Source organism: Herbidospora mongoliensis (assembly GCF_001570545.1).
GTDB lineage: Bacteria > Actinomycetota > Actinomycetes > Streptosporangiales > Streptosporangiaceae > Herbidospora > Herbidospora mongoliensis.
In genome coordinates, this window is record NZ_BBXD01000009.1 from 538,934 (window position 1) to 549,382 (window position 10,449).

The 10,449-nt window shown below is 69.1% G+C and carries 14 protein-coding genes and 1 tRNA gene; 8 read left to right on the forward strand and 7 right to left on the reverse strand.

The annotated features are described in order from the left end of the window. Positions 1-98: 98 nt before the first annotated feature. The 4 genes from AW272_RS06745 to AW272_RS06760 form a co-directional block, all read right to left on the reverse strand. Positions 99-290: a hypothetical protein gene (locus tag AW272_RS06745; RefSeq protein WP_066361870.1), complete on the reverse strand. Its 192-nt coding sequence runs from the start codon at positions 288-290 to the stop codon at positions 99-101. A gap of 5 nt (positions 291-295) precedes the next feature. Beyond that, positions 296-853 (reverse strand): hypothetical protein, encoded by a 558-nt coding sequence (locus AW272_RS06750; RefSeq protein ID WP_066361871.1) that lies wholly within the window; start codon positions 851-853, stop codon positions 296-298. Next, entirely contained in the window at positions 853-1,419 is a 567-nt protein-coding gene (locus AW272_RS06755; protein WP_066361872.1) for a hypothetical protein, read from the reverse strand. Before AW272_RS06755 ends, AW272_RS06750 begins: the two co-directional genes overlap by 1 nt. A gap of 75 nt (positions 1,420-1,494) precedes the next feature. Continuing rightward, the gene (locus AW272_RS06760; RefSeq protein WP_066362544.1) at positions 1,495-1,911 is read right to left on the reverse strand and encodes a hypothetical protein; all 417 of its coding nucleotides are present in this window, start codon (positions 1,909-1,911) and stop codon (positions 1,495-1,497) included. 82 nt (positions 1,912-1,993) lie between these two features. On the opposite strand from AW272_RS06760, the gene AW272_RS06765 reads away from it, so the two are divergent. Next, a tRNA-Pro gene (locus tag AW272_RS06765) sits at positions 1,994-2,067 on the forward strand. 377 nt (positions 2,068-2,444) lie between these two features. Here AW272_RS06765 and AW272_RS06770 read toward each other — a convergent pair. Then, positions 2,445-2,648 carry a hypothetical protein gene (locus AW272_RS06770; protein ID WP_066361873.1) on the reverse strand — a complete coding sequence of 68 codons (204 nt, stop codon included), beginning with the start codon at positions 2,646-2,648 and terminating at the stop codon, positions 2,445-2,447. Between the two features lie 110 nt (positions 2,649-2,758). Here AW272_RS06770 and AW272_RS43715 point away from each other — a divergent pair, with 110 nt between their 5' ends. Together AW272_RS43715 and AW272_RS06785 are read left to right on the forward strand one after the other, a co-directional pair. Then, on the forward strand, positions 2,759-3,376 hold the full coding sequence (locus AW272_RS43715) for a hypothetical protein (protein ID WP_174551798.1): 618 nt from the start codon (positions 2,759-2,761) through the stop codon (positions 3,374-3,376). 32 nt (positions 3,377-3,408) lie between these two features. Next, complete coding sequence (locus AW272_RS06785; RefSeq protein WP_157518416.1) at positions 3,409-4,470, forward strand: beta propeller repeat protein; 1,062 nt, start codon at positions 3,409-3,411, stop codon at positions 4,468-4,470. A 173-nt stretch (positions 4,471-4,643) separates the two neighbouring features. Here the strand turns inward: AW272_RS06785 and AW272_RS06790 are convergent, their stop codons facing one another. Further along, entirely contained in the window at positions 4,644-5,630 is a 987-nt protein-coding gene (locus AW272_RS06790) for a helix-turn-helix transcriptional regulator (protein WP_066361878.1), read from the reverse strand. Positions 5,631-5,720: 90 nt separating this feature from the next. Between AW272_RS06790 and AW272_RS06795 the strand changes: the two genes are divergently transcribed. From AW272_RS06795 to AW272_RS06810, 4 genes are all read left to right on the forward strand, one after another. Then, positions 5,721-6,341, forward strand: coding sequence for a TIGR03086 family metal-binding protein (locus AW272_RS06795; RefSeq protein ID WP_066361880.1), 621 nt, complete (start codon positions 5,721-5,723; stop codon positions 6,339-6,341). 174 nt (positions 6,342-6,515) lie between these two features. Beyond that, the gene (locus tag AW272_RS06800) at positions 6,516-7,430 is read left to right on the forward strand and encodes a hypothetical protein (protein WP_066361881.1); all 915 of its coding nucleotides are present in this window, start codon (positions 6,516-6,518) and stop codon (positions 7,428-7,430) included. A gap of 22 nt (positions 7,431-7,452) precedes the next feature. Further along, entirely contained in the window at positions 7,453-7,734 is a 282-nt protein-coding gene (locus AW272_RS06805; protein WP_066361882.1) for an ArsR/SmtB family transcription factor, read from the forward strand. After that, complete coding sequence (locus AW272_RS06810) at positions 7,731-8,117, forward strand: VOC family protein (protein ID WP_066361884.1); 387 nt, start codon at positions 7,731-7,733, stop codon at positions 8,115-8,117. Before AW272_RS06805 ends, AW272_RS06810 begins: the two co-directional genes overlap by 4 nt. Here AW272_RS06810 and AW272_RS06815 read toward each other — a convergent pair. Beyond that, positions 8,092-9,819 carry an ABC transporter ATP-binding protein gene (locus AW272_RS06815; RefSeq protein ID WP_245657217.1) on the reverse strand — a complete coding sequence of 576 codons (1,728 nt, stop codon included), beginning with the start codon at positions 9,817-9,819 and terminating at the stop codon, positions 8,092-8,094. The two genes, AW272_RS06810 and AW272_RS06815, sit on opposite strands and share 26 nt — an antisense overlap. A gap of 240 nt (positions 9,820-10,059) precedes the next feature. On the opposite strand from AW272_RS06815, the gene AW272_RS06820 reads away from it, so the two are divergent. After that, entirely contained in the window at positions 10,060-10,401 is a 342-nt protein-coding gene (locus AW272_RS06820) for a hypothetical protein (RefSeq protein WP_066361887.1), read from the forward strand. Positions 10,402-10,449 lie beyond the last annotated feature (48 nt).

A 10,449-nucleotide genomic window follows, 5' to 3' on the forward strand; every position in this document is an offset into this window, starting at 1 on the left:
CCCCGGCGGAGTAATGGTCTTGTTATTCGCGAAGCCGTAAAGGAAAAAAGAAAGCCGCGCGGCCCTGAGCGGCCGCGCGGCGATGTTCTTGTACGGGTTTACCTGCGGACCCGACCACGACGCCAGGAGCCGCCGTTGCCGACGCTCGCGGTGCCGATGCCGGCCTGGTGGAGTGCCAGCAGGCACAGGCCGAGCGCGATGAGCGCGGTCAGGCCGATGCCGATGTCGGCGTTGAGCAGGTCCAGGAGGAAGGCGATCCCAAAGATGACCGCCGCTGCGATGGCCAGCATTTGACTTATCCCTTCAGCCGGTCGAACAGGTCGCGGTACTCGCGCAGGGCGAGGCGAAGCTGCTCGGTGTCGTTGGATCCGGAGTTCTTCCACTGGTCGACCAGCGACTGACGCTTGCTGGTCAGGGCGCTGAGAGCCTCGTCGATCAGCACGTCGGCCTTCTCGACCGACTCGCGCGGGTCGTCGACGAACGCGGCCTTGATGTCCCGCCACCGCTCGTCGAAGTCGATGTCGTCGACCTTCGAGGTCCCGGCGTCGGAGTAGGCGCCGACCTCGGTCTCGTCGGCGAGGTCGCCGGTCGTGTCGCGGTGCGCCTCGTCGGCGGCTTCCTGCGAGGTGACGGCGGCGCTGCCGGCCACGCCCACCGGGGCGCTCTCGGCGTTGAGGTCGGCGTCCCTGTCGTCCCTGTCGTCCCTGTCGTCCCACGTGCCGTCGGCGTTGCGGGGCTCGGGAACGATCTCGGAGGCGACCAGCTTGTCGTCGTGACGCCGCTCGTCGTCGAGCGTGTCGTCTCTATCGAGTTCGGCCGCGTTCTTCCGGTCGAAAGGATTGTTCGTGATCATCAGTGATCGGCCTCCTTGCGGGGACTGTTGGCGTGCACGTCGTCGAGAAGTTCGTCGAAGAGGGCGCGGTAGTGGACCATGGCCTGACGGAGATCCTCCGTCGTGGCCTCCTGGCGGGCGGCCCGGCCGCTGATCTCATGGGCCTGGCGATAGCGGTCGAGGGTCCCGGAGTGCCCGACCGAAAGGACGTTCACCCGCTCCTCGAACTGCTCCGCCGGGTAACCTCGGTCGGCCATGACGGCGGTGACCAGGGCGTCCGCTTCGGTGACGGCGAAACTCGGCGCGTCGACGAACCGCTCCTGCACCTCCCGCCACTTCTTCGCGTACATGTCCCGGGCCTCGGTGTCGAGAGGACGGATGTCCAGGTCGGCGAACCGGGCCTCACGGTCCAGTAGCTGCTGCTCGGCGTCCTTGCGGCTGTCGGTCTCTTGGACGACGCGGTCGTATTCGGGGCCGAATCGGTCCTGCAGGTGGCGCCGCCGGCTCTGGCCCGCCACGACGTACCCGATGGCTCCCAGCGCCACGACGACGGCTACGACCACGACCACCCATGCGATGGCGCTCATATCTGCCTCCGGCTGTCTGTTTGTGTTCGACAGTCCGGACTGCCCCTGAAATGGGGGTGTAACCACAAATCGCCGCTAGTCGAGTTTTTCCTGGGCTGACCTGAGGACCTTCGCGATGTGCGAGACGCGGGGGGCTTCGACCTCGTGGAAGCCCTGATCGGGGTCGTAGGCGATGTCGAGGCCGCTCTCCACGAGCCTGGAGGCCCACCTGAGGGCCGTGTTGATCTTGTCCTTATGGACGGCCTTGCCCTGCGCCGCCGCGGAGAGATTGCGCAGGTTGGTGGCGGGGCCGGACTGGGAGTGGGAGCGGTTGAGCTTCCAGGGGATCGCCGCGGAGTGGTCGGTCATGGGCTTGGACAGGCCGGCCGACCGCTTGGCCTGGAGGATGCCCGACTCGGTGACACCGAAGTGGGCCGCGAGGTCGGCGGTGGACCAGCCTCGGGCGGCCAGTCTCGCCAGCTCCTCATGATCGACCTGCGGGCGCCTTCCCATGATCGCCACACTACGTGTCGGTGCACGCGGGGCGCGAATCTGCGCTAAGGTTGTTCCGTGCCTGAGGGCATGAAGCAGGGAACGGGACGTAGCGCAGCTTGGTAGCGCACTTGACTGGGGGTCAAGGGGTCGCAGGTTCAAATCCTGTCGTCCCGACGTAAGTCGGCAGTTCAGGGCCTTGATTCACTTCGGTGAATCGGGGCCTTTTCTGTTTCCGTCTCATCAATCCTTCACGAACGGGATTCGGTCTTTCCGAGGAACCCGTCGAGGTGGCTCATGTCCGGCTGGATGTAGACCCGCTTGGCCAGGGCCCGCCGTCGGCGTGACCGGCCCAGGCCGCCAGGATCACGACAGGCACCCCGGACACGCCATGGGTCAGGCAGTCGTACAGCCGGACCTGTCTTTTGCCTCGGACGCCGACCCAGGCCGCATTCGGCGGGCCGCAGGCCTATCAGCGACAGCAGCATGACGGCGTGCAGCCGCGCGCCCGCGATCCCGGCCAGGAAGGTCCTCACCTCATCGGCCCGGAGGGCTCAGCGCTGTTCGAACAACCTCAAGAATTCCAGTAGCTCGTCGTTGCCGACGGAGTTCTTGCCCTTCCTGGACGTCGTCTCCCGATAGGTGGCTTCGGCGAACTGGTATGCCTGGTCGAGCGGCACGCCCTGGGCACATTGCAGAGCCACCAGCGCCGTGAGGAAGGCGGAGGTCTCGCCGCCGTAAAGCCGTTCATTGGCCATTGCAGGATGCTATTGCCCCTGCCGAACCCCGATCTATGAGGTAGCGCAGCTAATCCGAGGCCCTTTCCGGTCTTCGGCCGCCAAAAGAGGAGATTGCTACCCTGACCCGGATGAACCGCCCTGCGGGACCACGGGCAGGTGCGATGCGGGCGGCCATGATCTGCCTGACGCTCCTCGCGACCCTGACGGCCTGTGCCCGGGACCAACCTGTCGCGCGACCGGAGGTCACCCCGACCCCGTCCGCGCAGATCACCGAGCAGCCACGCGAAAGCGACGCCGAAGGGACCTCGTCCGAGGAGGAACTGACGCTCGCGGACGGCCGCCGGGTGGCGATGAGCTACAAGAGGGGCCAGGGACTCTTCGAGCGGCACTACGCCCCGGACACCGGGACATGGACGCGCCCGCGCCTGATCTACGGCACCAAGACCGACCCCTGCCAGAGCATCAAGCTCCAGGCCGAAAGTGGCACGGTCACGGCGATCGCGAACTTCGGCCGCTACTGCGCGGACGGCGAGCCCCCGACGGAGTCCATCGCCGCGGTGGCCGTGGGTGATCTCGACCGGTGGGATCACCATCTCACCAGGAAGTTCGACGGCTGGGCGCGGGCCACCATCACCGACGGCGGGCGGAAGGTCACCTTCGTCCGCAACGCCACCCACGTCCGGGTCAGGCTCGTCTGGACCGCGACCGACGGCTTCTCCGACGCCGTATTCACTTACTCCCGCTGATCTCGGCGGGCGAAGCCGTACAATTCGCCGCTATGAGGTCGCGGGTTACGGCGCTGGCCGCCTGCTTGATCACGCTGGGCTGTGCCGCCCAGCCCTCCCCCACGACGAGCACGCCCACCGTGTCGTCGCCTTCCCCGTCGTCCACGCCGGCCGCGGCGGTCTCCGGGACATGGGTTCGCATCCCCGGTCTGCCCACCGACGAGGCCTGGGAGCGGGGGCTGGACGACGTGAGCGCCGCCGGCCCCGACCTGGCGTGGGCGGTCGGATACACCGGCTGGGAGGACAGCGTGGCCACGTCGCTGCGCACCTGGGACGGGTCGCGGTGGCAGGCGGTGCCGCTGGAGGACAACACGGGCAGCCTCGCGAGCGTCGACTCCGACGGCCCGCGCAACGCCTGGATGCTCGGCGGCGGCTTCGACGCGTCGTTCGCCCAGCACTGGAACGGGAGCGCCTGGCAGCGGCATCCGCTTCCCACCTACGCGCGGGACGTGGCCGTGCACGGTGACCGGGTGGCCGTGGTCACCGACATCGCGGTGCTGACCTGGAACGGCACCGCCTTCGTCACGGAAGCGGAGCTCGGAGGCGGGCAGACCCGGCTGGAGTCGGTGGACACCGGCGCCGGTCACACCTGGGTCGTCGGCCGGCGAGACCCGGACCAGCCCGTCGTCTGGCACGGGCACGACGGCAGGTACGAGGAGACCGGCGCCCTGCCGAAGGGCTTCCTCAAGAGGATCCTGCAACTCGCCCCCGACGACGTCTGGGCGGTCGGCGGCACCGGCGAGAAGCCCCTGCTGCTGCACTGGGACGGCCGGTCGTGGCAGCAGCCGGCCATCCCGCAGAAGAGCGGCGAGCTGGACAGTGTGACCGCGTTCGGCCCCGACGACGTCTGGTTCGCGGGCCACGATCCCGACCCGCCCGGCGGCGTCTGGGTCCTGCACTGGGACGGCCGGACCTGGACGCGGGAGGAGCCCCCGGAGGCCGGGATCGGCCACCATGGGGAGATCGAGCGCATCCCCGGCACGTCGCAGCTGTGGCTCATGGTCGACGTGGCCAACGGCGACTCCGAGTCGATCGTCACCTTCCGCCGGGACTGACCCCACGAAAGCCGATCGCCGCGGATCGGCTGATCGGAGAGTCACCGTCAACTCCGGTCTGCTCCGTTCAAGGCATTGCCCATACAGAGATCGGCCGATCGGAGAGACACCGTCAACCCCGGCCGCGCCTCCCCGAGCTCTTAAAGGCTCTGGATCGGGAAGCTCGGGCCCTGTCAGAGGGGCTGGCCCTCCCCTTGCGACCCTTCGAGGGCCTCGGTGTAGCGGCGGGCGATGGTGCGGATGTGGGCGACCAGTTCGGGTGGGCCGTCGACGCGGAAGTCCATCATCAGCATGCTCAGGTAGATGGCGATGGTCTCCAGGGCGTCGGCGCCGGTGACCAGGACGCTGGTCTGGGAGTCGACGGCTTCGACGAAGCCTACGGCGGGGTTGATGCGGGCGATCACGGTCTCCGCCGGAGCCAGGACGGTGACCCGCACCTGGACCTTCCAGCCGGTCTGCGCGACCTCGCGCAGGACGAACGCGACCAGGTCGTCGTCGGGCAGGGAGCGGGCGGCGAAGCGGCGGGACGCCGACCGGACCTGAGCCAGGCCGGCGAGGGGCAGCGCCCGCCAGGTGTGCGTGCCGAGGTCGTAGGCGACCAGGAACCAGCGGCGGCGCCAGCTGATCAGGCGGTAGGGCTCCACCTCGGTCTCGGCGCCCGCGTAGGTCGTCAACAGGGTCGCGCCGTCGCGGATCGCGCTCGCGACGACGGTGAGGGTGGCGGCGGGCACGGGGGCGTCCGGCTCGCGAGAGCCGACCGTGGCGGGGCCGACCGCGGTGGCCGAACGCAGCGCGGACACCTTGCGCTGCAGGTGCTTCGGGAGGATCTGCTGGAGCTTGGCCAGCGCCCGGGTGAGGCTGACGTGGATGTCGGCGATCCCGGTGGAGCCGTCTTCGGCCAGGCCGACGGCCACCGCGACGGCCACCGCCTCCTCGTCGTCGAGCAGCAGCGGCGGCATCTTCGCGCCCTGGCCGAGCCGGTATCCGCCCACCGCGCCACGGGTGGCGTGCACGGGATAGCCGAGTTCGCGCAGGCGCTGGATGTCGTGCCGCAACGTGCGTTCGGTGACGCCGAGACGTTCGGCGAGTTCACGGCCGGTGTGCGACCGGTCCTGCAGCAGAGACAGCAGGCGCAGCACGCGGGTCGTCGTCGGAGCCATCTCACCCTCAGGGATTATCAGGAAGAAAAGTAGCCTAATGGACTCATAGCCTGAGGTCACAAGCGAGGACGCGATCGAAAGGCACCTTTCATGTACATCACCGACAGCGCCACGGTCACCTCCCTGCAGCCGGTGTGGCGGGGAGTGCTGGCCACCTCGTACCGGGCATTGGAGAACAGCGTCGCGGGGGTCGGCGACGGGCAGTGGGACGCTGCCACCCCGTGCTCAGAATGGACGGTCACCCAGGTGATCCAGCACGCCGCGGCCGACCAGCTCGCCTACGCGAAGATGCTCGGCATCGGGGACGGCCCGAAGTATGACCCCTTCTCCCCGTCCGGGGCCCTCGACGGCACCGCGGCGGATCTGGTGAGGGACGCCGTCGAGCAGACCGCCGCGGCGTGGGCGACGGTGCCCGACGACGCCGCGACCGTGCCGGTGCCGCTGCCGCACGGCGAGCTGCCCACCCCGGTCGCCGCGGTGATGTGCGCGCTCGACGCCGCCGTGCACGCGTGGGACATCGCGATCGCGACGGGCCGGCCGTCCCCGCTCGACGACGAACTCGCCGGGCACCTCCTCGCCGCCGCGCGCGGAGTCGTCGAACCGCTGCGCCAGTGGGGCGCCTACGCCGCCGTGGTCGAGGCCACCGGCGCTCCCTCCGCCACCCCGGTCGCCGACGAGCTGCTCCGCCACCTCGGCCGCACCCCGCGCTGAAGCCGAAAATCCATCGCTCCCGGCGGCGGGGCTGTGGCACCATCCTCGGCATGTTCACGACGTTCTTCCGAGTCGGCTAGCGCTCCGCCAGCCACTCCGAGGCCATGCCCGCGGCTGGCGATGCGGGAACCGGTCATCTGACCGGTTCCCGAGCGCCGACCCGGAGGATCCGTCATGCCCTCGGACTTTCTCGTCCGTACCGTCACCGGCCTGGAAGACCTGACCGCCGCCGAGCTCACCGAAGCCGGGCACCGCGTCGCCGACATCACCAAACGCCAGCTCATCGTCGAGGCCGCCGGGCCCCTCGACACCCGGCTGGCCGACGACGTGTTCACGATCAGGGCGTCCGCGGCCGACCCCGGCCACACCAGAGCAGGGCTCCTACGGGCCGTCGCCGAGCTCACCGCGCACCTCGCCCCGGAGCCTGGGATCAGCGTCACCGCCTCGTTCACCGGCACCAGGAACTTCAGCCGGTACGACATCGAGGACGCCATCGGCGGGCGGCTCGGCGTGCCCTATTTCTCCCGCCGCCACGGAACTCCCCCGCCGCCGGGGACCACCGATCTGAGGGTGACCCTGGATGGGAAGGTCATGTGGCTGGGTGTACGCCCCCACCAGGCCCCCCTGCACCGCCGCGCCTGGCGGAAGGCGACCGTCGTCGGCAGCCTGCACCCGCCCGTCGCCGCCGCGATGGCCCGCCTGGCCGACATCCGCCCAGGTCACGTGGTCCTCGACCCGTGCTGCGGGGCCGGCACGCTGCTCATCGAAGCGCGTATCCAAGAACCGGGAGCGAGTTACCACGGCCGTGACCTCGACCCGAAGGCCATTCAGGCCGCGCGGGAGAACGATCCGGCGATCGCATGGCGTACAGAGGAGAGGAACCCCGACCGGATCCTGGCCAATCCTCCCTGGGGTGTGCGTCTCCCCGCCGTCGAGAGTTTCTCGCGGACGTGGCCGGAGGCGGCGCGGCTGGTCGCCATCCTGGCCGAGGGCCAGCGGCTCGACGCGAGGTGGCGGGTGGTCCAGACACATCCGCTGACGGTGGCCGGGAGGCATCCGCGTATCGTCGTCGCCTTGATAGGCAAGTAATGACTTGCCTATACTCGGCCGGGTGGGTGACATCTACAAAGCCCTCGCCGACTCGACCCGCAGGAAGATCCTCGACGAGCTGACCGACCGGAACGGTCAGACCCTGTTCGAGATCTGCGCCCGCCTGGCCACGAAACACCAGCTCGCCTCGTCGAGGCAGGCCGTCTCGCAGCACCTCGACGTGCTGGAGGCGGCCGGTCTCGTCGAGTCCCGGCGAGAGGGCCGGTACAAGTTTCATTTCATCGATCCCGAGCCGCTGCGGCAGATCGCCGCGCGGTGGATACCACCGGAGGAACCGGCATGAAGATCCACCTGACGAGCGTCATGGTCGACGACCAGGCGAAGGCCCTGGCCTTCTACACCGACGTGCTCGGCTTCGTGAAGAAGCACGAGATCCCGATGGGCGAACACTCGTGGATCACGGTCGTCTCGGCCGAGCAGCCCGAAGGGGTCGAGCTCGTGCTGGAGCCCGACTCCCACCCGGCCGCGGGGCCGTTCAAGGCCGCCCTGGTCGCCGACGGCATCCCGTTCACCTCGTTCGCCGTCGACGACGTGCACAAGGAGTTCGAGCGGCTGACCGCCCTCGGCGTGCGGTTCACCCAGGAGCCGGTGAACATGGGGCCGGTTTCGACCGCCGTGTTCGACGACACCTGCGGCAACCTCATCCAGATCGCGTCGCAGAACTGACGGTCTCCACCTCTTCCTCGACGAGGAACCCGCCCGACTGGTGGTGCCAGAGCCGCGAGTAGGGCCCCTGGGCCTCCAGCAGTTCGGCGTGGGAGCCCTGCTCCACGATCTCCCCCCGGTCGAGCACGACCAGACGGTCCATCCGCACGACCGTACTCAGCCGGTGGGCGACCACCAGCGCGGTCCGGTCACGCATGAGCCGCCACAGCGCTTCTTGGACGAGGATCTCGCTCTCGGAGTCGAGGGCGCTGGTGGCCTCGTCGAGGAGCAGGATCGGCGCGTCCCGCAGGATCGCCCGCGCCAGCGCCACCCGCTGGCGCTGACCGCCCGACAGTTTCACGCCGCGCTCGCCGACCAGCGTGTCGAAGCCCATCGGCAGGCCTTGGACGAACTCGGTCACGTGGGCGGCGTGGGCCGCCTCCATGATCTCGGCCTCGGTGGCGCCGGGCCGGGCGAAGGCGATGTTCTCCCGCAGCGTGCGGTGGAACATGGCCGGTTCCTGCGGCACGTAGGCGATCAGGCTCCGCAGGTCGGCCTGTTTCATCCGGCTGATGTCCTGGCCGCCGACCAGGACGCGGCCGCACTGGATGTCCATCAGCCGCAGCAGCAACCGGGTCAGCGTGGTCTTGCCTCCACCCGACCTGCCCACCAGACCGATCTTGGTTCCGGCCGGTACGTCAAGGTCGAGGCCGTCGAACAGCGGCGGGTTGCCCGCATGGGCGAACACGACCCGCTCGAACCGCACTCCGGCGTCGGCCGCGCCGAGGGCCTGCGCCTGCGGATGGTCGACGACCTTCGGCGGGTCGAGCAGCAACTCGGTGAACTGGGCCGCCTCGGTGAGGTTGCTCTCCAGCCGGCGGTAGACCTGGTTGAACTCGAACATGATGCCGGTCGCCTGCGTGTAGTAGGTGAACGTCACCATCAGCGCCTCGACGCCGAGCCCGCCGTGCAGGACCACCGCGAGCAACACCCCGATCGTGCTGGTGAGCACCGACATCGGCGCGACGACCATGTCGACGCGCAGGTTGCCGTAGTCCCACGACCGCAACTGCGCGGCGCGCTGCTCGGCCAGCCGAACGCGGGTCTCGGCCGCCTCCCGGTCTTCGGCCGCGAACGCCCGGACCGTGTCCATGTTCGACAGCACGTCGGCGACGTGCCCCGACACCCGGACGGCGGCGGCCTCGCGCAGGTTGACCAGCCGCTGGCGGCGCACGATGAACGGCGTGGCCAGGAAGCCGGTGACCGTGATCAGGCCGACCAGCACGAGCACCAGCAGCGGGTCGTACTGCCAGAGCACGACCGAGGCGAACACCAGCGGCAGGATCTTGGAGACGACCCCGAAGATGAGGGTGTCGACGAACCCCTCGAAGGAGCGGGCGAAGCCGATGACCCGTTTGGTGAGAGATCCGGCGAAGTTGTCGTGGAAGAACGCCGAGTCCTTGGCGAGCAGTTCGTCCATGCCGACGATGCCGAGGTGCTCCATGCCGCGCGCGTCGAGGCGGTTGATGAAGTGGAGCCCGATCCGCCAGATGATCTCGCCGAGCAGCAGCAGTCCGCCGAACCCGAGAACGTAGGGCAGCAGCGCGTCGATGCCGCTCTCCCCGGCGGCAAGGCGGCCGACCAGGGTGGCCACCAGGAGCGGGGCCAGGTAGAAGAGGCAGATGTTGCCCACCGCGGGAAGCAGCAGGGCGGGTGTGGCCACGGGCCACTGGGTGCGGAGCTCGGTTAAGTAGTAGCGGAGTGCCAGGGAAACTGCTGATTTCTGCGGTCCCGGTATGTCACCTGATTCCGACATTGAGTGGATCCCCCAATTCGCTGTCCGCATCCATCGTGTCGCAGCACGTGAAGGTGAGGCGAACGGTTTTCGCCGTGTCGATCTTGGACACGGCGAGTCATCGGATGAATACTCATGGCGCTCCCCCCATAGCGAACAGGAGAAGCAATGCGCTTTCTGAGCATCCCCCTCACCGTCCTCGCGGCGGGAGCGTGCCTCACGATGACCACTCCGGCGGGCGCCACGTCCACGCCGGTCGCGGCGGCGGCCGTCGACGGCTACCAGCTCGTCGTGCTGCCCAACGCCAACGTGCAGAACTTCCAGCGCCGCACAGCGGTCTGCCCGGCCGGCAAGCGCGTGATCGGCGGCGGCGCCGAGGCCCAGGGCGCCAACGCGATCCTGGTGGGCTCGTTCCCCACCGAGGGCGGCAACGGCTGGATCGGCATCGGCCGCCAGACCACCGGCTCCACCGTCGGCATCAGCGTGTTCGCCATCTGCGCGAACGCCTGACCTGCGGAATCCGCCGCGGTCCCGTCTCGGGGCCGCGGCGCCTCATTG